At 45.2% G+C, this 21,673-nt stretch carries 17 protein-coding genes; 8 read left to right on the top strand and 9 right to left on the bottom strand.

The genetic code is table 11. The annotated features are described in order from the left end of the window. Positions 1-35: 35 nt before the first annotated feature. On the top strand, positions 36-1,514 hold the full coding sequence (gene ilvC / locus JV36_RS0111835) for a ketol-acid reductoisomerase (protein ID WP_032095279.1): 1,479 nt from the start codon (positions 36-38) through the stop codon (positions 1,512-1,514). A gap of 82 nt (positions 1,515-1,596) precedes the next feature. Here ilvC and JV36_RS0111830 read toward each other — a convergent pair whose 3' ends face one another. Then, positions 1,597-2,844 (bottom strand): multidrug effflux MFS transporter, encoded by a 1,248-nt coding sequence (locus JV36_RS0111830; RefSeq protein ID WP_032095278.1) that lies wholly within the window; start codon positions 2,842-2,844, stop codon positions 1,597-1,599. A 576-nt stretch (positions 2,845-3,420) separates the two neighbouring features. On the opposite strand from JV36_RS0111830, the gene JV36_RS0111825 reads away from it, so the two are divergent. Beyond that, positions 3,421-5,172 carry an autotransporter assembly complex protein TamA gene (locus JV36_RS0111825; protein WP_235207829.1) on the top strand — a complete coding sequence of 584 codons (1,752 nt, stop codon included), beginning with the start codon at positions 3,421-3,423 and terminating at the stop codon, positions 5,170-5,172. Further along, entirely contained in the window at positions 5,169-9,122 is a 3,954-nt protein-coding gene (locus JV36_RS0111820) for a translocation/assembly module TamB domain-containing protein (protein ID WP_032095277.1), read from the top strand. Before JV36_RS0111825 ends, JV36_RS0111820 begins: the two co-directional genes overlap by 4 nt. Positions 9,123-9,155: 33 nt before the next feature. On the opposite strand, the gene JV36_RS0111815 is transcribed toward JV36_RS0111820, so the two are convergent. Both JV36_RS0111815 and JV36_RS0111810 read right to left on the bottom strand, forming a co-directional pair. Next, positions 9,156-9,758 carry a hypothetical protein gene (locus tag JV36_RS0111815; protein ID WP_052010086.1) on the bottom strand — a complete coding sequence of 201 codons (603 nt, stop codon included), beginning with the start codon at positions 9,756-9,758 and terminating at the stop codon, positions 9,156-9,158. Then, the gene (locus JV36_RS0111810; protein WP_032095276.1) at positions 9,751-10,257 is read right to left on the bottom strand and encodes an RNA polymerase sigma factor; all 507 of its coding nucleotides are present in this window, start codon (positions 10,255-10,257) and stop codon (positions 9,751-9,753) included. The genes JV36_RS0111815 and JV36_RS0111810 overlap by 8 nt, the downstream gene beginning before the upstream one ends. Before the next feature lie 257 nt (positions 10,258-10,514). Here JV36_RS0111810 and JV36_RS0111805 point away from each other — a divergent pair, with 257 nt between their 5' ends. Further along, positions 10,515-10,787 carry a hypothetical protein gene (locus JV36_RS0111805; RefSeq protein WP_032095275.1) on the top strand — a complete coding sequence of 91 codons (273 nt, stop codon included), beginning with the start codon at positions 10,515-10,517 and terminating at the stop codon, positions 10,785-10,787. 92 nt (positions 10,788-10,879) lie between these two features. Here JV36_RS0111805 and JV36_RS0111800 read toward each other — a convergent pair whose 3' ends face one another. From JV36_RS0111800 to proB, 4 genes are all read right to left on the bottom strand, one after another. Then, positions 10,880-11,782: a DMT family transporter gene (locus JV36_RS0111800; protein WP_032095274.1), complete on the bottom strand. Its 903-nt coding sequence runs from the start codon at positions 11,780-11,782 to the stop codon at positions 10,880-10,882. Positions 11,783-11,890: 108 nt separating this feature from the next. Further along, positions 11,891-12,874, bottom strand: coding sequence for a D-2-hydroxyacid dehydrogenase (locus JV36_RS0111795; protein WP_081926610.1), 984 nt, complete (start codon positions 12,872-12,874; stop codon positions 11,891-11,893). Continuing rightward, complete coding sequence (locus JV36_RS0111790; RefSeq protein WP_032095273.1) at positions 12,871-13,308, bottom strand: acyl-CoA thioesterase; 438 nt, start codon at positions 13,306-13,308, stop codon at positions 12,871-12,873. The genes JV36_RS0111795 and JV36_RS0111790 overlap by 4 nt, the downstream gene beginning before the upstream one ends. Positions 13,309-13,486: 178 nt before the next feature. Continuing rightward, the gene (gene proB, locus JV36_RS0111785; RefSeq protein ID WP_032095272.1) at positions 13,487-14,605 is read right to left on the bottom strand and encodes a glutamate 5-kinase; all 1,119 of its coding nucleotides are present in this window, start codon (positions 14,603-14,605) and stop codon (positions 13,487-13,489) included. A 197-nt stretch (positions 14,606-14,802) separates the two neighbouring features. Here proB and JV36_RS0111780 point away from each other — a divergent pair, with 197 nt between their 5' ends. The 4 genes from JV36_RS0111780 (at position 14,803) to JV36_RS0111765 (ending at position 19,889) form a co-directional block, all read left to right on the top strand. Further along, on the top strand, positions 14,803-17,286 hold the full coding sequence (locus tag JV36_RS0111780) for a M1 family metallopeptidase (RefSeq protein WP_081926609.1): 2,484 nt from the start codon (positions 14,803-14,805) through the stop codon (positions 17,284-17,286). Next, the gene (locus tag JV36_RS0111775; RefSeq protein ID WP_052010085.1) at positions 17,276-17,821 is read left to right on the top strand and encodes a DUF6702 family protein; all 546 of its coding nucleotides are present in this window, start codon (positions 17,276-17,278) and stop codon (positions 17,819-17,821) included. The genes JV36_RS0111780 and JV36_RS0111775 overlap by 11 nt, the downstream gene beginning before the upstream one ends. Before the next feature lie 175 nt (positions 17,822-17,996). Continuing rightward, positions 17,997-18,395, top strand: a complete 399-nt coding sequence (locus tag JV36_RS19885) for a hypothetical protein (protein ID WP_032095271.1) — start codon at positions 17,997-17,999, stop codon at positions 18,393-18,395. Positions 18,396-18,557: 162 nt separating this feature from the next. Beyond that, entirely contained in the window at positions 18,558-19,889 is a 1,332-nt protein-coding gene (locus JV36_RS0111765; RefSeq protein WP_032095270.1) for an ABC1 kinase family protein, read from the top strand. A 48-nt stretch (positions 19,890-19,937) separates the two neighbouring features. On the opposite strand, the gene JV36_RS0111760 is transcribed toward JV36_RS0111765, so the two are convergent. Further along, positions 19,938-20,246: a DUF6482 family protein gene (locus JV36_RS0111760; protein WP_032095366.1), complete on the bottom strand. Its 309-nt coding sequence runs from the start codon at positions 20,244-20,246 to the stop codon at positions 19,938-19,940. A gap of 81 nt (positions 20,247-20,327) precedes the next feature. Then, positions 20,328-21,578, bottom strand: coding sequence for a sterol desaturase family protein (locus JV36_RS0111755; protein WP_032095269.1), 1,251 nt, complete (start codon positions 21,576-21,578; stop codon positions 20,328-20,330). Positions 21,579-21,673: the final 95 nt, after the last annotated feature.

Genomic DNA, 21,673 nt, shown 5'->3' with positions numbered 1-21,673 from the left:
ATATTGACAAAAATGAATGTTGTTCGGAAATTTTTATGGCTAATTATTTCAATACCCTATCACTTCGCCAGCAGTTAGATCAGCTTGGCCGCTGTCGCTTCATGGCACGCGATGAATTCGCTGACGGTTGTCAGTTCCTTAAAGGCAAGAAAATTGTGATCGTGGGTTGCGGTGCGCAAGGTCTTAACCAAGGCTTAAACATGCGTGATTCAGGTTTAGACGTGTCTTATGCACTGCGTCAAGCAGCCATCGATGAGCAGCGTGACTCTTACAAACGCGCATCGGGTAACGATTTCACTGTTGGTACTTACCAAGACTTAATTCCTGATGCCGACTTAGTTTATAACCTAACACCTGATAAGCAGCATGCTAGCGTTGTAGAAGCGGTCATGCCGTTAATGAAAGAAGGCGCCACACTAAGCTATTCTCACGGTTTTAATATCGTTGAAGAAGGCCAGCAAATTCGTGACGATATTACTGTTGTCATGTGCGCTCCGAAAAGCCCTGGCTCTGAAGTACGCGAAGAATATAAGCGTGGCTTTGGTGTTCCAACACTCATTGCGGTTCACCCTGAAAACGATCCGCAAGGTAAAGGTTGGGATACTGCAAAGGCACTGGCTAGTGCCACCGGCGGCGACAGAGCAGGTGTATTAGAGTCATCGTTTGTTGCTGAAGTTAAGTCTGACCTGATGGGTGAGCAAACTATTTTGTGCGGTATGCAGCAAGTTGCAGCAGTACTCGCTTTTGAGAAAATGGTTGATGACGGTATTGATGCAGGCTACGCCGGTGCACTTATTCAGTATGGGCTAGAAGCCATTACTGAAGCACTGAAGATTGGCGGCGTTACTAACATGATGGACCGTCTGTCGAACCCAGCGAAGTTGAAAGCCGCAGAGCTTTCAGACCAGCTAACCGAATTACTGCGTCCTTTGTTTGAAAAACACCAAGACGACATCATTAGCGGCGAATTCTCTCGCACGATGATGGAAGATTGGGCAAACGGTGATGCAAACCTACTTAAGTGGCGCGAAGAAACCGGTGAAACGGCTTTTGAGAACGCGCCAACTTACGAAGGTAAAATTAGTGAACAAGAGTTTTTCGACCACGGCATTCTACTTGTTGCGATGATCAAATGCGGTGTTGAAGTTGCCTTCGACGTCATGGTTGAAGCAGGCATTTTACCTGAGTCGGCTTATTACGAATCACTGCATGAAACCCCACTTATTTCAAATACCATCGCACGTAAGCGTTTGTACGAAATGAACGTGGTTATCTCAGATACTGCAGAATATGGAAACTACTTGTTTGCAAACGCAGCCATTCCAATTTTGCGTGAAAGCTTTATGCCTACTATCGATACTTCAGTGATAGGTAAAGGTTTGCCTGCTACTTCTAATCAAGTAGAGAACAAACGCCTTGTTGAAGTTAACGATGCCATCCGCTCACACGGTGTGGAATCAGTAGGAACAACCCTGCGTGGCTACATGACTGATATGAAAGCCATAGTAGTGTAAGACAGTGGTTAGGACAGTTTCTGTCGTTAGGTGCTTTTAATAAGCCCTTTTGCCCGACCATTTTGGTCGGGCTTTTTTATGCCTACGCGCCGCACTCTCTAACGCGTTCAGCAAACCGCACTGCCACATAAGACAACGCAAAAAACACGAAAAAGCCGATGCCAATTGGCATAAGGTTACCGTTTAAAAAGCTATCAACAAACAGGGCGACTGGCACTGAGAAGAGGCTAGAGAACGAGCCAATAATAGCTGCTCCTAACCCTGCCACATCACCTAATGGCTGCATGGCCATAGCATTTAGATTGCCAAACAAAATACCCACAAAGAAAAAACCAATAAACATAACCGATACAGTGAGTGCTAAGGGTGGCAGGCCATCGTAGGCTATCAACAAAGCTAGATACACGATGGCAAAACCATTCGCACCTTTAAGCGCAAACCGGCACAGCTTTCTCATGCCAAACCGCATCACCATTTTGCCGTTAAAATAGCTTGCTAAACCAATAGAAAAGGCAAGGGTAGCGAAGATATAGGGAAACATATCACCCACGTTGTAATACACCTGAAAAATAGTTTGCGAAGCACTTAAATAGGCAAGAAAAGAACCAAAGATGCAGCCCATCGCAAAGGTGTATCCCATCACCGATGGATTAGTAAGAATTAATTTTGAAGATACAAAGAGCTGCTTCCAAGAAAACGCTTTCCGGCGATGTCTCGGCAAGGTTTCCCCTTGCCTAGAGAAAAACCAAATACCGGCCATCGTAGCGACAACAAGAAATAGCGTAAAAATATGGAACCAAGAAAATAAATCCATCACTGTTTGGCCAATAATAGGCGCTAACATGGGCACAAGAATAAACACCATCATGATGAAAGACATCACCCGCGCCATCGAGTCACCCACGTATAGGTCACGGATAATTGCCATTGAAGCAATGCGTGGCCCTGATACCCCAAACGCTTGAATAACTCTTCCCACCAGCATAGTTTCAAGTGTGGTGGCCGACATACACACAAACGTACCAAGCGCGAATATACAAAGGCCCACAAGAATAGTCAGTCTGCGTCCTCGGCTATCCGAAAAAGGGCCAAAAAACATCTGTCCAAAAGCCATGCCCACAAAGAAAACCGTAACAATCAGGTGAGTATGATGGGCTTGCTCTACATTTAAGGACTCTCCAATTTGCAATAAGGCTGGCAGCATTGCGTCGATACTAAGGGCAACTAAGGACGTCATTGTGGCCATTAATGCGACAAACTCAACAATGCCTAGAACAGGCTTTCGAACAACGGCTGCATCGTGCGATGCGCCATGAGCATTTTGGGGCATAATTTCTCTTATATGAAAGTAGTGGGGAGTGAAAAAAGCGCACCGATGCGCGCGTGGGGCAATTATACCGTAAAGCTGATTAAAAAGCCGCCAGCATTGATAGCACCTATCGCAATTACTGGCGGCTTAGTCGGTTAATGCTGTGAACGTGAAGGCGCTGCTAAATAAAAACCGCAACGTGAATCGTTCTATTTGTTTGCCCTGCTCGTATTGAATAGCAAAATAAGAAGGAAATAAATGCACAGCCTACTGCTTCAGTGTAGTTAACGCAGAATTCTTCTCTCTCATCGCGCTTTTCAGTGTAAAAATGTGAATGTGGTATGCTGCTCACTTCTTCCGGTGCGGCAATATATTCCGGTACAGCAACAGAAATACAAGGAAATCACAAGCGCCAAACGTTATAATATTACGACGAGTGTTCGTGACTCGTGCACCGAATCAATGCTTAAAGGATCCTGCATTTACATGCCCTCAATATCCGTAGAAAATAAACTTCTACTGCTTCTTACACACACCTGTACAACGTGGTGCCGCATGAATTTATGCCGCAGCCAGGCTATATTGCGTGGATTTTTTGTGGCTGTCCCATTTTTAGCTCTGATTTTGGTTATCTCACCTTTTTCAGTGAGCGCCGAAAGCGACATATCCTATTCAATATCCGGAGTCGAAAACAGTAAGCTAAAAGAAAATATCCGAATTCACCTGAACAATTTGGATGTTGAAAAGTCTTTACTGAGCGATCCTTATTGGCAAGACGAAGTTTCAGAAACAGTAGCTACAGCCGTGCAACCTTTTGGTTATTACAACAGCGAAACGTCTATAACGGTTAATGGTGAGAGTGCCGTTAAGGTGTCGGTATTGCTGAACGCACCGTTAACTGTAAATAAGGTGACTCGTGAAATTATTGGAGCGGGTCGAATTGACGAAGAATTCCGTAGACGCTTTAACGCCTTCAAATTAAAGCAGGGCGACGTGTTAAACCAACCGGTTTACGAAAGCTTTAAATCTTCAATGTTCAATTATGCGCTCTCTCATGGATACTTTGATTTCTTTTGGCAGGCAACACGTTTAGATTTAGTAAGAGAAGAGAAGCAGGCCAACATACTATTGATAGCGCAAAGCGGTCCTCAGTATCATTTTGGTGAACTAAAAATTATTGGTGACGATAAGGCAGAAGCGATTATTTCTCGCCTCAGACCGTTTAAACCAGGCGACCCGTACTCTTCTTCTGTCCTCAACGATTTTAATCGCAGTTTAAATCAGGCTGGCTATTTTAGCCGCGTTATCGCGCGCCCGGTAGTGAGCGATGCCGAAGGACTGCAAGTTCCCATTGAAGTATCGCTGCTGCATCGCCCCTCAGACTCGTTCAATGTAGCGCTTGGTGCCGCGACCGATACTGGCCCTCGTATAAGCCTGGGCTGGGAACGCCCCTGGGTGAATAGTCGCGGGCATTCAATAAACGCGGATATTTTTGTGTCCAAGCCAGAACAATCTGTTTCTGCTGATTACCGCATCCCCATGAAAAACATTACTCGTGACTACATTAGTTTTGAGACGGGTTATCAATTTATTGAATACAGCAATACTTCCTTTGAAAGTGAGACGCTATCGCTGTCTGCACATCGCTATTGGCAAGAGGACAATTCTCCTTGGCAACAAGACGGCTCTATTACCTACTTGCGGGAAACCTTCGACCAAGGTGCGTTGGATACCAATACCACCTCGCTAGTTCTGCCGGGATACTCTATTACCTATCGCAACAAAGATGGAGAGTTAGACTTTAACAACGGACTGTATTTTCAAGTTCTTGGTCAAGTAGGCCGAGAAGATGCGGGGTCAGATATCGACTTTGCCAAAGCGGTGGTTGAGGGAATGTTTATTACCACTTTTAACGATGTACACAGATTGACCATTCGCGGTGAGTTAGGCGCCATTAAGGCAAGTAGTTTTTCCGACGTTCCTACCTCGCTGCGTTTTTATGCCGGCGGCGATCAAAGCATTAGAGGTTTCGATTTTAGAGACATTTCACCAAAGGCTGAACTCTTTAATCCTAGTAAAGGCGACTTTGACATAGAGTCCATTGGTGGTAAGTACCTACTAACAAGCAGCGTGGAATATGCCTATCGTTTTGCCGATAATTGGCGGGTGGCCGCTTTCGTTGATGCAGGAACCGCGTCAAATTCCACCGATGCCGAGCTAACCTATAGTGTAGGTCCAGGGCTACATTGGCTTTCTCCTATAGGCCCTGTGAGAATTTATATTGCGCGAGGTTTTGCTCCAGATGAAGCCAAATGGAATTTTCACTTATTGATAGGGCCTGAAATATGAAAAAGCGTACTATTTCCGCTCTATTACTATCACCAGTATTCTTTGTTGTTGCAGTATATGCTTTGCTTATCAGCCCTCTTGGCGGACCTACGGTAAAGATACTGGCCAATACCTTTGTTGATAAACTAGAGATTGAGAATATTGAAGGTGGATTTGCTGGCCCCCTAACAATACATAAATTGACATACACCAATCCACAGTGGCGGGTTGACGTAGGCCGAGTTTATGCAGATATAACCTGGCGCTGCGCCTTTGAGCCTCGCGTTTGTATAAACAATCTTGAGGTGGAAAACGCCACGGTTGAACAAGTTTCCGCTGCAGCAGAAAACGATACAGCAAGTGAACAGAGCGACACCTTTGCCCTCCCTCTTCCAGTTGATGTGGCGCAGCTTACGTTGAAGAATGTGACGGTGGCCTTACTCAATGCAAATATCGCAATTGAATCTTTATTGCTAGAGGATTTCTCTGGGTCCAATCGTATTGAGTTTGAAAATTTAGAGGCAAGCGGCTTAGCTATTGCTCTTAATAGTAATAGCACAGACCAAAATAGCAGTAAGAGTACAAACAGCGCAGTTACACCGGCAAGCAAGCCATCAGGCCAAGGCTCTGGCTCCAGCCCAGGCTCTGGCCCAGATACAAAATCCGGTTCATCGCTACCCACTTCATACTCGCTCAATTACGACGTGCCATCATTGCCGGTAATAGCCACTCCCATTCCCATTAAATTTAGCGCGCTTAATATAGAAAATATTAGCTTCACTCAAGGTGAAATTGCTTCTCTGGGTACTGGCTCTTCTCAAAATGAAGGCACCCAGCGATTATCGCTGCTATCAGTAACCGATATGTCATTTCAACGCTCTGCAGTTCGCATAGAGAATGTGAACGTTAAGCATGAACAAGGTCAGATAGCGGGGTTTATAGAAGCTAACCTTAGAGATACTTATCCCCTTGATATTGAGTTAGATGGCTTTGCAACAATAGACGGACAGCGACAAAACATTACTTTAGATGCATCAGGAGCCCTTGATGATATTGATGTGACGATTGCAGCCACTGGAATGATTACTGCCAACACCACTTTGTCTGCCAATTTTCTATCTGAGTCGCTGCCAATAAATTTCGACGCTAGTTGGCAGGCTCAGCCTATTCCTAGCGTTGAAAACGCAAGCTTAGATGCGGGCCAGCTAACCATTAGCGGTACCATGGGCGACTACAAACTTAAAGGCAATGGCTCGGCGAATGTACCTGATATGGGTGACGTTCCAGTTGCATTAGATGTAGTACTTAAAAAGAACAATATTTATGTGAATGAGGCTGATATATCGGCTTTAGAAGGCAGTATTAAGAATACGGGTACCTTATACCTCAATGACACCATTGCATGGCAAGGCAAAACAACGCTGACGAATGTGTCGGCTCAACAGTTTAGTGAATTTGCCCCAGCGAAGCTGCAAGGAAATATCGACAGCATATTGCAATACTCCGAGACTGGAGGTTTGCATGTGAGCTTACGTGATATGGATATTACTGGCGATCTACGAGGCTCACCTATACGAGTAGTAGGCGAAGCTGTATACGCCGGCCCTAGCGATTTATTAGTGGCAAACCTCAACGTTGAGCAAAACGAAAACCGCATAAAAGCGGTGGCTCAAGTGCTCAATAAACGCTACATAAACGCCGATATTGATGTGGATATTGCAGAGATTAGCATGCTGTATGGCGATGTGTCGGGCTCATTAAAAGGTGCGATTAAAGCTAATGGTCCTTGGCAGAACCCATCAACAACCAGCAAAATTAACCTATCTAATATTAACGTTTCGCCAAGTTTGAACGCTCAGGCTGCGCAGCAAGGAGCTTTGAATGGTGACGTGTCTATCTCCGGTACCTATGAAAATCATAATGCCGAAATAGCGTTAAGCTTGCCTAACAATGCCGTTGATCTTGCTATGTCTGGCTCGTGGAAAGCGCAGCACTGGAAGGGCACCATATCTGACTCTAAGCTAGAAATTGCTAATATGCGTTGGCTATTATCATCCCCGTTTAACCTCGATATTGGCATGCCCACTCAAACATCACCCATTACTGCAAAAATAAGTAGCCACTGTTGGTCCTCAAGAGGTGAAGGAGAACTGTGCATTGAAAATGTTAACTATCTAGAAAACAAGGCCAGTTGGGATGTAACAGCCTCATCGTTGCCTGTTGGCTTATGGGCTCACGAGCTCGCACCGCTCACTGTTTCAAAGGCGTCAGACGCAGCACTAACAGTGAAATCTCAGGGCAGTTACTCTGCGGCAGACCCCATTGACGCAACCTTTACAGCCTCGTTAAGTCCTGCCAAATGGCAGCTAGGCGAATCTAGGCCCATTGAGCTGACCATAAACTCAATGGAGACCTCAGGTAAAATTAAGCAAGGAAAATTAACGTCTACCTCGTTAATTTCAAGTGAAGATATTGGTAATGCAACACTTACCCTTAATACTCGCCCCTTAGATGATAAAAAGCCTCTTGAAGGCACGCTTTTGATGGAGGGGCTAGATGTGTCGCCACTTAAACCCTTGTCACCGGCAATTCGCACGCTGACAGGTTTACTGAACGGCAAAATCACTTTAGGCGGCTATATTGACGACCCCGCTTTAAACGGCGAACTCACCATTGAAAATGGGGCAATTGATATACAAGACACCCCCGTATCACTGTCTGATTGGAATCAGTCAATTGTACTTGATGGTCAACAGGCTAATCTTGATGGCTCGTTTATACTGGGCGGTGGCAAAGGCTCGCTAAAAGGCGATATAAACTGGTCGTCTACCCCCAGTGCTAATTTTACACTGCAGGGAGATTCTTTTGAAATTAGACAGCCCAATACACGACTTAAGGTATCACCAAACATTGATATTGCTGCTACAAAAGAAAAAATTGATGTCACTGGTGATGTGAATATCCCTTGGGCCAGAATCGAAATTGCATCATTACCTGACAACGCCGTATCACCGTCAAAAGATGTGCATTTGCGCGGAGAGCCTCGCAGCGAAGATCCGCTGGATATTGTGCATGCTAATGTCATGGTGCATATCGACCAAGCTAAAAAAGAAGAAGTGAAAATTGAAGCTTTTGGCCTAACGGCAAGTCTTTATGGCGGAATACGCATCAGTACTCAGCCAGCACTGGTGGGCTTTGGCGACTTGCAAATACTTAACGGGCGCTACAATGCGTACGGTCAAAATCTTATTATCAAAACGGGCGAAATACAGTTTAATGGCCCAATAGGCCAACCGTCATTATTAGTGGAGGCAATTCGAAACCCAGCGAAAACCGATGACGATGTGATTGCTGGCATTAGAATAGACGGGTCTGCTGACTCGCCAAGTATTAATCTATTTTCTCAGCCGGCAATGGATCAGCAGGGCGTTTTATCCTATTTACTGACCGGTTCTGGGCCCAATTCAGGTTCATCTGACCCGAACTATGCGGCGCTATTGCTCGGCTTCGGGCTATCTAACACAGAAACGCTGACCGGACAGGTGGGAAGTGCCCTTGGCATAGATGACTTTAGCTTGAGCACCAATGAGGACAAGCTTTCCCTCACAGGGCAGATAAACGATAGGCTATCGGTTGAGTATAATGTCGATGTTGGTCTTGGAAATAACGACGTAAACAGTACGCTTCGACGCAGACAGCTTCCCCCAGATCTTGCGTTAAAATACCAGCTTCTACCCAATCTCTATTTAGAAGCGATTCAAACCACGTTAGAGGATCAGTCTGAATTTGCTCTCGACCTCTACTATGAGTTTTTCTTAGGTGAAAATCGCCAGAAAGATAACAGTTCAGACTCTGATGACTCTGACGGCTCTGAAGAGAAGGCGCCTGTTAGCGATGCCGCTAGCGACGAAAGCACTAGCGACGAAAGCACTGGTGACGAAAGCGCTAGTGATAACTCAGACAATGAATAAACTGACTTTGGTGAGCACGGCGGACGCGCAAAATTACGCGTCCCCCGCCATTTTAGTAAGGGCAGTAAACTGCTTTTCAAATCGCTTTTGACGCTTGTTCGCCCAGATATACCATAAGGTCATAACAATACTGGTTGGCCCCAAAATAACGTAAAGCCGAGTTACCCTCTCCGGTGAAAGCTCACCAAATAGTAGCCGCTCGGCGATAAACGCCAGCAAAATAGCGAGAGCCACCCACGCAGAGTGTTTGGTTATAAACGCTATACGTATATTGTTTTTCACCTGCTTAGTGAATTTTTGTAGATGATCAGCGGTGTCACTGTCGCGATAAAATGCCGCAATACGCCTTAGCCAAAGTTGATAAAGCAGTAGCGGCACTGCAGTCACAACCATCACCACGTGTATTATCTTCGCCGCCGTCGTCAACTCACCCCAAAAATAATAAAGCATGAAAAGAGCGGGAAAGAGGGCAAGAGAATCGATAATGATAAATAGACGCTGCTTTTTGCGTTCACTTGATAGGTTTTTTTTCATTGCCGACATATCGATTTCGTTTACCGGCTGCGCTTGCCACATAGTCGATAGGTCGCTGATTTCGGTATTTTCATTGCTTTCTTTATCTTGATAGCTATGCACGAGATTCCTCCTGCTTAATACTTTGTTTGGCCCGCTTTAATACAACGCCCACATGGTTTTTAGTCATACCGCACACTTCTGCTATTTCGTCATAGCTCAACCCCTCAAGTGACAATGTAAGCACTTGTCGAGATTGTACCGGCAAAGCTCTTACTGCTTTTAATAGTCGGGTTAGCGATTGGTGCTGGCTGGTTTCTACTTCAGGTGAGCGTGCGTGACTAACATAGCCATCTGAGCCAATATCGTCTTGGTCGTAATGGTGAGTATCAATGCGCTTTACTTGGCTTGCCACGTGGGTTACTGCGCGATTATGGGCAATTTTAAGAATGTACGTTTTCACGCTGCTATCGCCTTTAAAGCGAGCAAGCCCTTGCCACACTGCAATAGCAATGTCTTGCAACAGCTCTTGCTGCAACGCATCATTTGCCTCGTAGCTATTCGCTACACGGCCAAGCAATGCGCCGTATTGCGCAAAGACGTCTTCAAATCCTTGTCCCAACGTGTCTATTCCTCAACCATCAAAAACGTCCAGCCGTTTTATTTGCGCATGCCGCTTTGTCAACAAATACGGTTTTGTTAGCCCATGCTGTTATTCGTATAGTCCACATCACTATTTTTTTATTACACCGCTTTTAAAAATAATGTGTAATTTATTTGTCAACTCGCAGACTACATGGGTAAGTCGCTGGCAAAAGCGTGCGATGCGCTACCTAATTTGCCTCGTAAACTATGACTAATTACTGTGAGGACAACACTATGTCGACATTAAGCCTTTTATTACTACTTAGCGGTATAACTACGATTGCTTTGGGCGCTTGCTATTTAGACGCAAGGTTTCAGTGGCGTTTAAACGATTGGATAAACGGTAAATGCAGTAATCCATTTGTCGCCAACAACGCAGAGCATCACAAAAGAGCTATACAGAAAAAAGATAAGCACATTGAAATGCTCGAGCAGCGTATTGAAACTCTGGAAGCCATTGTTACAGAGCCCGCCTACGAGCTAAATAAAAAAATTAATGCGCTATAGCTGCAGATGCTGTAGCGAAAGGGTGTAAATTATACCAAGAGCTGCGGCAGCTTAGACCAAGAACTGCGGCAGCCAAATTTTTTAAAAAGCAATTACGTTGGCGTGGAAGGCCTGCGCATAAATTGCGGTACCTTTCCCATGGCTATAGCGTTGCCCGTTAACACTATAAACACGCCAAGTACGGATAGGGCGCTCCACGTATATCCCTCAAAAAAGGTGGATATAACGAGTGCTACCATAGGGTAAACCAGCACCACGTAAGCGGCTTTATCAGCGCCCATCTGCTGCAGTAATTTCATGTAGGCACCAAATGCGAAAACCGAACCAAAAATTGCCAGATATAACAGCGAGAAATAGAACTCGCTACTCGTGGGGATAACAAGTTTTTCAGGCAATAGTAATGAAGTAGTAAACAGCAATACCATGGCATAACTCATGGCGTAGAAGTTCATTTGAATGACGGGAGTGCCAGAGGTGAGTATACGCTCTGAAATAACATTGCCGATAGACGCGCAAAGAAAGCTAACAAACGCGATACCAAGGCCTGTAGCCAACGCAAGATCCAGTGACACTTTTGAAAATTCGGGCACAAATAAGCACACAATGCCTGTAAGCCCGAACGTAGCACCAATCACAACCTCTTTTCTAATGGGCTCTTTTAACCACCAGCGACGCAGTACCACGTTAATGTAGATAATACACGAGCTCATTAGCGCCAGAAGTGCGCTAATAATATGCGCCTGGGCCATGTAGAGCAGCGTGTAGTTAAGGCTGTACAGGAAGAATCCCACAGCGGCCATTTTCACATGAATATGTAGGGGCAGCTTAAACGGCAAACCTCGATACAAACAATATAAGCCCAAACAAGCAGAGGCGAGTAAATAGCGTAACGCTACGGCGAAGGTTTCTGAGGTGTGCCCCACCTGATAGGTTATAGCAATCCACGTAGAACCCCATATTAAGCAGCAAAGTGAAAATAGGGTGGCGTTATTCATTGTTAATGGTCATAAGGTATTAGTCATTGGATATTGTTCATTTGGTATTCTTAACTAGACGTTCTTCATTAGGCGTTTCATTAGGCATTGAACATTAAAAGCAAGCCGCTAGGTGTTTACGCCGCTATGCGCATGCAGAAAATGAGATAAATGATTAACGGTTAAATCAAGCAGCCGCTGCCGTGAAGCAGTGGCAATCCATGCATTATGTGGCGTTATTAATAAATTGGGATGATTGGCATTAAGCAGTGGATGATCCTCAGGCGGAGGTTCTTTACTTAAAACATCCAGCCCGGCACCACCAATTTGGTTGTTATTGAGCGCTTTTAACAAAGCCTCTTCGTCAATTAAACCACCACGGGCGGTATTAATTAACAAGCAGCTGGGTTTCATTAGCGACAGCGTGTGCCCGTTAATTAGTTTCTCATTTTCAGCTGTAAGCGGGCAATGTAAGGTCACCACATCCGCGCTTGGCAAAAGCGATACCAGCGATGGGCGGCTATCATCCTTTTTACCAGGTCTAGCCGCTATAGACACCTTCATTCCTAAGGCCGTAAGTAAAGCCTCCACCCGCTGTCCTAACGCTCCGTGACCGACAATCACCGCATGCTTTCCAGCCAATTCAGTTACCTGATAAGTGGAGAGGCAAAAATGAGGTGACGCCGACCATTCTCCGTTTGCCACATCTCGCTGGTAGCGAGCAAAATTTGTCGCTAAGTTGAGCAATAAGGTTAGGGTGTGTTGCGCCACGCTATCTGTGCCATACCCTTCTACATTTTGAACACGGATGTTGTGAGACTGACAGTAATCCAAGTCGATATTGTTCATACCCGTGGCGGTTACGCCAATGTAGAGTAAATTTTCAGCCTGCTGTAATACTGATGCATCCAGTACCACTTTGTTCACAAGCACCACGTGGGCCGATTTTATTCGCGTGACGATTTCTTCGCCTGTGGAATTGTCATATTGAGTGAGCCTGCACGGTAAGGCATCAAGCGTTGAGGTATCTAAATGGCCTGTGCCCAGCGTTTCAGCATCCAGAAAAACGCCTTGCAAAGATTTTTTTAAACTACCGCTATCAACACTACTCATGACGGGTCGCAAATATCTTCAAGCGCTGCTTTAATATTTACCGGAATGGGAATAGATTTATCCGAGGCTCTATCAACAAAAACGTGAACAAACTGACCGTGAGCAACCCGGCGTTTACTTTCCCCAGCAAACACAGACAAACCATAGGTAACTGAACTTCTGCCCACTTTATTCACGCACACACCCACATAGATATCCTCTGGATAAGCCGCAGGTGCGACATACTGACATTGACTGCTTACCACGTATGCTACGGTTTTACCGTTGTGAATATCTAACCCACCACGTTCAATCAAATAACGATTAACCGCTGTATCAAAAAAGCTGTAGTACATTACATTGTTGATGTGCCCATACGCATCATTGTCTTGCCACCGAGTAGCAATTGTGACTGAAAAGGGGTAGTCCGAGAGCGTTGGTGTTATTTCTGTCATGGGCATCCTCTTTGTTGCTGTTTAGTCAGTTATTCTCATTGAGCATTAGCACTGCTGGCTGCGCCGAACAATGCCATTAGCCTTGTAAGCACTTATTGAACAGGGCTAATATAACGGGGCTTTTTAAATGATATTAGTATTACGAAGCTAATATAACGGCATTAGTAAAACGGTGCCGCTACAGCAGCACCATATCGTCTCTGTGTACGGCAACATCTGTTGTTTCATAACCTAGCACACTGGCAATATCTTTCGACTTTTTCCCTTTTATGAGCAATAAGTCTTTTGCGTTATACACACTTAAGCCTTTCGCTATGGCGCGACCATCACAGATAACCTCAACCGCTTCTCCCTGAGCAAATTCTCCGTCAACATCAACAATACCCGACGGTAACAGTGAAGCGCCATTTTCAACGAGCGCTAACTTTGCGCCACTATCAACAACAATGCGTCCAGCGGTTTTGAGTGTATGAGTAAGCCAAAGTCTTCGGGCGTTTGAAGGTGTGCGAGTTGGTTTAAAAAGGGTACCTGGTACCTTACCGGCGAGCAGGGCGTCAAATGTCTCACCCTTACGGCCATTTACAATCAATGTTTGAATACCGCTATTAATACACTTATCTGCCGCTTCTATTTTCGTGCGCATACCTCCGGTTCCTACAGCGGTGCCGGCTCCGCCAGCTAATTCGTAAATACTATTATCAATATTCTCGAGAAAAGGAATGAGCGTGGCAGACTTGTTTTTGCGCGGATCGCCGGTATAAAGCCCATCAATATCAGAACAAATAATAAGGGTGTCTGCTTGCGCAACCAGTGCGGTGTAAGCGCCGAGATTGTCGTTATCACCCACCTTAAGTTCATTTACTGCCACCGTGTCATTTTCATTGATAATGGGCAAAGCATGGTGATTGAGAATTTCTCGCAGCGTATTTTTTATATTTACATAGCGAGTGCGATCGCGAAGGTCGTCAGCGGTAAGCAGCACTTGCGCGCAGGGGAAATCGAAAAAACGTTGCCAGTTTGCCATCATTAAATTCTGCCCAATGGCAGCCAAAGCCTGCTTTTCAGCAATTGATGGTGTGTTGCGTAATACAACTCCATTAGCACCAGAAGAGACCTTATTGCGACCCGCAGCGACGCTGCCTGAAGACACTAAAATGACTTCTTTACCCTGTTCACGGCTAACGGTAATAAATCGAGCTAATGCTAATAAGTATCGGCCGCTGCATTCTCTGCCATCAGGTGCAATTAAGGCACTACCCACTTTAACGACAGCTCGCTGCCAAGAAAAACTATTCATAGAGGAAGGAAATGAAAAAAGGACAAGGAGATAAGAATACGACAGTTAAAGTCGTATCACAAAACGTTCTGTTACATAAACTTTGCGTTAAACCGAGGGTAGTTTACGGTCGGGAACTAGGATTCGCAGAGCCAGACTTATATACTAAAGGCGATAACATATAATAATTCCAACTTAACACGTTGCAAGGAAACACCATGAGCACCGCAAAACGACATTTTTTCTGGCTAGCGCCAGTATTGTCAATGCTGATTTCTCTTCCCAGTGCACACGCCTCAATAAAGCAAACAAAGGGCGACTTTGAAGATAAATTCCGTCAGCTAGACGAAGTTTTACCTACTCCAAATGTATATCGAAATGCTGCTGGCGAACCTGGCCATCAGTATTGGCAGCAACAAGTTGACTACGATATCGACGTGAAATTGCTTGAAGGCGAGCGTCGTATTGAAGCAAAAGAAACCATTACTTATCACAACAATTCACCAGATACGCTGAAGTATCTGTGGATTCAATTAGACCAAAACAAATTCCGCGATGACTCTATGTCAGCGCTTACTACCACATTTGGTGGTATTGGAAACCGTGGTCCGGCTACAGAAGCAGCCAGCGGTAGCAAGCCAGCAAAACTGAGCATGGGCGCACTTCGTCGCCAGCAATTTGTTGAAGACAATGAGCTAGGCTACACCATTTCTCGCGTTGAAGATAAATCAGGTAATGACCTTCGCCATACTACGGTTGGTACATTAATGCGTGTGGATTTGGCAACGCCATTGAAGCCGGGTAAGAAAGTCACTTTCGATATCGACTTTGCATTTAACATTGTAGAAGAAGATGCGGTATCTGCTCGCGCAGGTTACGAGCACTTCCCTGATGATGAACGTGAAGGCGGCAATGACATCTTCTTGCTTGCCCAGTGGTTCCCTCGTTTGGCCGCGTACACAGATTACGAAGCGTGGACTAACAAAGAGTTTATCGGCCGCGGCGAATTCACACTAGAGTTTGGTAACTACGAAGTAGACATTACCGTTCCTGCCGACCACATTGTGTCATCGACAGGTGAGCTTCAAAACCCAAAAGATGTGCTGACCAAAACTCAGCGCGATCGTTTGAAAAAGGCAGAGAAGGCAGATCGTATTGTTTTTGTTGTAACGCCTGAAGAAGCTATCGAGAATGAGAAAGAAGGTACATCAAAGCTAAAAACGTGGACGTTTAAAGCAGAGAATGTACGTGACTTTGCATGGGCTTCATCACGGAAATTTGCCTGGGATGCGCGCGGTTACCAACAAGGCGGCGACACACAGCCTCTTGTAATGGCGATGTCGTTTTATCCTAAAGAAGGTGGTGAGCTATGGCAGAAGTATTCAACTGAATCCATTATCCACACTATGGACGTGTACAGCCGCTTTAGTTTCGACTATCCATACCCAGTAGCCCAGTCGGTTAATGGCCCTGTGGGTGGTATGGAATACCCTATGATTACGTTTAACGGCCCGCGTACCGAGTTACAAGACGACGGTTCTCGCACGTATTCACTTGCTGAAAAACGCTTTCTTATCGGCGTTGTTATTCACGAAGTGGGGCACATTTATTTCCCGATGACGGTAAACTCTGACGAGCGCCAATGGACGTGGATGGATGAAGGGTTAAACAGCTTTCTTGATGGTGTAGCAGGTCGTGAATGGGATCCAACGATTCCATGGGGTGTTGAGCCACGTGATATTACAGGCTACATGAAGTCTCAAACTCAGGTGCCTATTATGACTCAGTCAGACTCGGTACTTCGTTTAGGTCCTAATGCGTATACTAAGCCTGCAGCAGCACTTAACATTTTGCGTGAAACTATTCTTGGTCGCGAGCTTTTCGATTTTGCGTTTAAAGAATATGCACAGCGTTGGATGTTTAAACGCCCGACTCCGTCTGATTTTTTCCGTACAATGGAAGAAGCATCAGGTGTTGACTTAGATTGGTTCTGGCGTGGCTGGTTCTACTCAACAGATCACGTAGACATTAGCTTAGACAGCGTTTATAAGCTTCGCTTGAACACCGAAGATCCAGATATCGATTTTGGCCGCGAACGCCAGACAGAAATGGAAAAACCACAGTCGCTTACCGTTATTCGCAACAAAGAAGAAGGTAAAGAGTTGTGGGTTGATCGCTTCGATGACATCAGCGATTTTTACGACGAAAACGATCGCTATACCGTGACTAACAAAGAGCGTAATAGCTATCAAAAATTCTTGAAAGGTTTAGAGCCTTGGGAACGCACTGCATTTGAACGTGCAGTAAGAGAAGATAAAAACTATTACGTACTTAACTTCAGTAACCATGGTGGCTTGGTTATGCCTATCATTCTAGAACTTGCTTATGAAGATGGTTCGACAGAAGAGATGCGTATACCTGCTGAAATTTGGCGCAGAACGCCAAAAGCGGTTAGCAAGCTAATCGTAACGGAAAAAGACAAAGAGTTAGTGAGTGTTACCGTTGACCCACATTGGGAAACAGCCGATGTGAATGTTGAAAACAACCACTATCCACGTCGCATCATTCCGTCGCGTATCGAAGCGTATAAAGGTAAGTCTCGCAACTCATACGAGTACCGCGACCTTATGCAAGACTCAAAAACTGAGTTAAAAACTGATGACGAAGACGATGAGAATGATGAAGGCAACGATGACGAGTAAATTGTCTTCTATCAAGCAGGGCACGGTTGCCCTGCTTGCACTGTTATTGGTAGCAGGTAGCTTTGCATACAGCACTGCGGTGAAGGCCCATCAAATTAAGGCGGCTATTACCACGGTATTGTTCAATCCAAGAACCGAAAATATCGAAGTAATGCATCGTTTTAATTTGCACGATGCTGAGCATGCGGTAAAGGTTCTGTTTGATAAGAACGCCGACATTATGGATGACGAAAAGACGCAGCAAGCATTTGCTGATTATGTTGGTCACCACTTTGCGTTGTTAAACAGTGAAGATACTTCGCTAGCGCTTGGCCAAGTAGGTTTTGAAGTGGATGGTAAGCACTTTTGGGTTTACCAAGAAACGGCTCAACCACCGGCACTTGAGGGCTTGAAAATACGTCACGATGCACTTCGAGATTTATGGCCTAGCCAAGTGAACACCATTAACGTTGAAGGTAACGGGCCACTAAAAACCCTTACTTTCACCGACAATGTAACGCTGCTTGAGGTGGGCTTTAACAGCGACCATCACTAAACCCAGTGTTTGCAATACTAAGCCCGCGGATGCTTCATTTAGCATTAAATCCGCGGGCTTTTTTTATGTCTTTAAAAAAACTGACCAGAGCACATCTACCACCGAAGTCTTATAGCGTTTCTTTTAACAATACATTAACGTTTGCGTGAGAACGTCATTCTATGAAGGTATTATCATGAGTAACAGCGCTTCTAGTGCATTTGCGCACAACGCTCGAAAAGACAGAAAGAAAAAAGAAGTAGCCGACACTGGCAATCTCGAAGAGCGCGCGGCGCTGGGGCACTCTGAAGACTCGACAGGCCCAAAAGGCTCGGCTGCTAACAGTGCCTTTGCTGATAAAAAGAACATCATGTGGGTGCTCTTAAGTGGGGGAATGGCCATGACGTTTATCATCATGCTGTTTTTGCCCAATACCGGTATGGGTGATGGAATGATTGCCACCTATTCATCCATGTTGTGGTGTGGTTTCTTTGGTGCGGCCCTTTGGCGTTATCGCGGCGCAAACGGCTGGACAGGTTTTGCCATTGGCAGTGTCGTTGGTTTTGTTTTGCAGGTGGTGTCGCAAATTATCTAATACCAGTGCGCATAGGCGAACGAATTGCTTTTAAATAAGTTGCTTTTAAACGTATTCGTTAATCAAAACCGACCTCTATCTCGTACATACCTATATTATTTAATAGCCTCTTTTTGAGGCGACCCTGCTACGTTTCCAACGTAGCGAAATAGAGTAGGTGACATGTCCGAAGACTCCCCTAAAAGAAAGTCAAAAGCTATTCCCTCTTCTCGATTATCCCGGGTAAGTCGCCTGGGCGCACTGGCGGGTAAAATTGCCGGAAATGTCGTTACTCAGGGCGCAGGACAACTGTTGAAGGGCGAGAGACCTGCCCTTGCCTCATTGCTATTAACACCAAAGAATATGACGAATGTGGCCAATCAGCTAGCTAGCATGCGCGGCGCGGCCATGAAACTCGGTCAGCTTATCTCTATGGATGCAGGAGACTTTTTGCCCCCTGAGCTTGCTACTATCTTATCTCGTTTAAGAGAAGACGCAGATCCAATGCCTAAATCGCAGCTTATCGAAACCTTGAATAAGGCGTGGGGTGAGAATTGGCAGGACAGCCTACTGTATTTTTCTTTTGCGCCAGTGGCAGCGGCATCTATTGGTCAGGTGCATAAGGCCATCACCATGGATGGAAAAATGCTGGCGATAAAGGTGCAATACCCTGGGGTGAGAAAAAGTATCGATAGCGATGTGGATAATGTCGCGACCTTAATAAAGCTCACGGGGCTGATACCGAAATCTTTAGATATTAATCCTCTTCTTAGTGAAGCAAAAACACAGCTTCATCAAGAGGCTGACTACAACCGCGAAGCGGCTATGCTAACTCGTTATGGCCAGCAGCTTACAGAGATAGAACGCTTTATCATTCCTCAAACTTACAAGCCCCTTACCAGTGAAACGGTACTCGCGATGGACTTTATTGAGGCTTCGAACCTAGATACGCTGCTTGATGAATCACAGGAAGTACGCAATGCTGTTATGACTGACTTGATGGGACTATTTTTCAATGAGGTATTTAACTTTAAGCTGCTACAAAGCGATCCGAACCTTGCCAATTACAAGTTTAATAAAGAGACAAAGCAGATAGTACTTCTTGATTTTGGCGCAACCCGTGAGATCCCAGAAAGTATTTCAATAGGCTACAAAGCACTGCTTAATAGTGCCGCTTTGCAAGATGAGCAGTTAATGGCAGAGGCAGCCCTTGATATCGGACTAATAGATAAATCGCACACTCCCGAACAGGTTGATGCTGTCATTGGTATTGGCATGGAAGCGTGCGAGTCGCTTATACATAACGAGCCCTATGATTTTGGCACTAGCGACCTTATTCAGCGCCTGCACGATAAGGGCATGACGCTCACGACGGAACATGACTTCTGGCATACGCCACCGGCTGATGCGTTATTTATTCACAGAAAGCTAGGGGGACTGTTTTTATTGGCCAGGCGATTAGGTGCGCAAGTTAATATGCGAGCGTTGGCGGCTCCCTGGCTAGAAAACACCTAGTTTGCGTGCTCCGCAAACAGAACACACAACTATAAAGCTGAAATGTGTTTAGTAAGGCAAATCCATACTGAAAGGCAGCGCCATTTGCTCTGCACTTTTAGGCGGATTACCTATCATTTCGTCATAAGGCGTGTCGTGCTTCATCACCGACTTTTCGACGCTGCAGTGAGCAAATGATTCGCGAATATGACCCGTGCTAAAAAATCGCATTGGCTTACCCTTTTTGTCGTAAACCATCCCGCTTTTATCACCAACCATTAAATAAACGAGATACACATTCATCTCATATGACTGCACTTCTAAGTAGTCTATTACTGTTGGTGTATCTTCTAAATCGCTAAAAAGAAACTTATGCATACCTACCTCAAAAAACGCCCTAATACGGGTAGCAGCTGACGCTATACACAACGCCGGCGCTAACAAAACGTCTTTATTACGTTACGCTAAGTTTTCAGGTTCAGTTGATAGCCTGACTTCTTCGATAGGGCGGCGATAATTACTGTAGCGCACTGCAAATAACAGCATAACGAGGCCAACGACAGAAGACAGTGCGAAACACCACGCCGCAATGCCAATCCCCGAAGCAATCCACAGTAGTGGAAACATGAGTAACCGCGGCCCCTCTAACGCAAGCGCCAACTTAGATTGAGACAGAATAAAGCCATTTTGAATACTCATAACCACAACGGTGAGAACAATAGCCATTTGCTGCATACCTGAGAGCGTGTCTAAATTGAGCAAAAAATAAAGCGCAGCGCCAAGCATAATTACGTGCTGTAAAAGACTATAGCGCGTCACTGACTTATGGATATGTGGATGGTATTTTCTAAAATTACTCAAAGGTAGTTTTTCCTTGGGAAAGCGCTCTGATACGTCGGCCGGTCGCCAACCCGTACGGCCAAACCAGACGCGAAATTTGTCAGTCCATGAACGGGTATAATAGCTATCCTTAGCGAGTTGACTGTAAATTTGTAAGTTAGCCCAAAGCGGATTAAAGCTTTTGAGCGCACCGCGAATACCGAAAACTACGGGCTCTTCTTTTTTCTCGGGCATGTAGGTTGAAAACAACCGATCCCAAAGAATAAAAACACCTCCGTAATTTTTATCGATATAGATGCGATTTTGGGCGTGGTGAACCCGGTGGTTTGAAGGGGTGACAAACACCTTTTCCATCCACCCCAACGTGGTGATGTGTTGAGTGTGAACCCAAAACTGATACACCAAATTAAGTGCTCCCACCGTTATTATCATCTGTGGCGTAAAGCCAACCAACGCCAGCGGCAGATAAAAAATCCAGCTAAACACAGCACCACTTGTTTGCCTCAATGCCGTAGTCAGATTGTAATCTTCACTTGAATGATGCACTACATGGGCGGCCCAGAGTATGCTCATTTCATGTCCAAGCCGATGATTCCAGTAGTAAAAGAAGTCATAAGCTACAAATGCAATGACCCACACCCACCACGCTTGCGGTAGCTCAAACATAGCGACCGCATCAAAGAAAAGCACATAAATAGTAAAGGGGATAAGTTGATGACCAATTGCCACAATGCGAGAAAGCACACCCGCACTTAAGCTTGTGATAGCGTCATTAGTTCGATAGTACCCCGTTTTCCTTTTGCGATCGGCATAAAGCTCAATACCAATAAGTAGGAAAAACAAAGGAATAGCAAATAATATAACGGTCATAGTGAGCAACCAAGATAACAGTCTCTACATGTTAAACAAATGTTTAAAATAACCCAAGTTATTTACAATGATTGACGCAAATAATGACACGTGTA

The organism is Alteromonas sp. LOR (assembly GCF_000753865.1).
Taxonomy (GTDB): Bacteria; Pseudomonadota; Gammaproteobacteria; order Enterobacterales; family Alteromonadaceae; genus Alteromonas.
Note: the sequence above shows the minus strand (reverse complement) of the source record. Positions and strands in the feature narration are given on the sequence as shown.

What these genes read in the sequence shown, in the direction of transcription:
- ilvC (WP_032095279.1), top strand. Translation starts at nt 36, where the DNA reads ATGGCTAATTATTTCAATACCCTATCACTTCGCCAGCAGTTAGATCAG.
- JV36_RS0111830 (WP_032095278.1), bottom strand. Translation starts at nt 2,844, where the DNA reads ATGCCCCAAAATGCTCATGGCGCATCGCACGATGCAGCCGTTGTTCGA.
- JV36_RS0111820 (WP_032095277.1), top strand. Translation starts at nt 5,169, where the DNA reads ATGAAAAAGCGTACTATTTCCGCTCTATTACTATCACCAGTATTCTTT.
- JV36_RS0111805 (WP_032095275.1), top strand. Translation starts at nt 10,515, where the DNA reads ATGTCGACATTAAGCCTTTTATTACTACTTAGCGGTATAACTACGATT.
- JV36_RS0111800 (WP_032095274.1), bottom strand. Translation starts at nt 11,782, where the DNA reads ATGAATAACGCCACCCTATTTTCACTTTGCTGCTTAATATGGGGTTCT.
- JV36_RS0111795 (WP_081926610.1), bottom strand. Translation starts at nt 12,874, where the DNA reads ATGAGTAGTGTTGATAGCGGTAGTTTAAAAAAATCTTTGCAAGGCGTT.
- JV36_RS0111790 (WP_032095273.1), bottom strand. Translation starts at nt 13,308, where the DNA reads ATGACAGAAATAACACCAACGCTCTCGGACTACCCCTTTTCAGTCACA.
- proB (WP_032095272.1), bottom strand. Translation starts at nt 14,605, where the DNA reads ATGAATAGTTTTTCTTGGCAGCGAGCTGTCGTTAAAGTGGGTAGTGCC.
- JV36_RS0111780 (WP_081926609.1), top strand. Translation starts at nt 14,803, where the DNA reads ATGAGCACCGCAAAACGACATTTTTTCTGGCTAGCGCCAGTATTGTCA.
- JV36_RS0111775 (WP_052010085.1), top strand. Translation starts at nt 17,276, where the DNA reads ATGACGAGTAAATTGTCTTCTATCAAGCAGGGCACGGTTGCCCTGCTT.
- JV36_RS19885 (WP_032095271.1), top strand. Translation starts at nt 17,997, where the DNA reads ATGAGTAACAGCGCTTCTAGTGCATTTGCGCACAACGCTCGAAAAGAC.
- JV36_RS0111765 (WP_032095270.1), top strand. Translation starts at nt 18,558, where the DNA reads ATGTCCGAAGACTCCCCTAAAAGAAAGTCAAAAGCTATTCCCTCTTCT.
- JV36_RS0111760 (WP_032095366.1), bottom strand. Translation starts at nt 20,246, where the DNA reads ATGCATAAGTTTCTTTTTAGCGATTTAGAAGATACACCAACAGTAATA.
- JV36_RS0111755 (WP_032095269.1), bottom strand. Translation starts at nt 21,578, where the DNA reads ATGACCGTTATATTATTTGCTATTCCTTTGTTTTTCCTACTTATTGGT.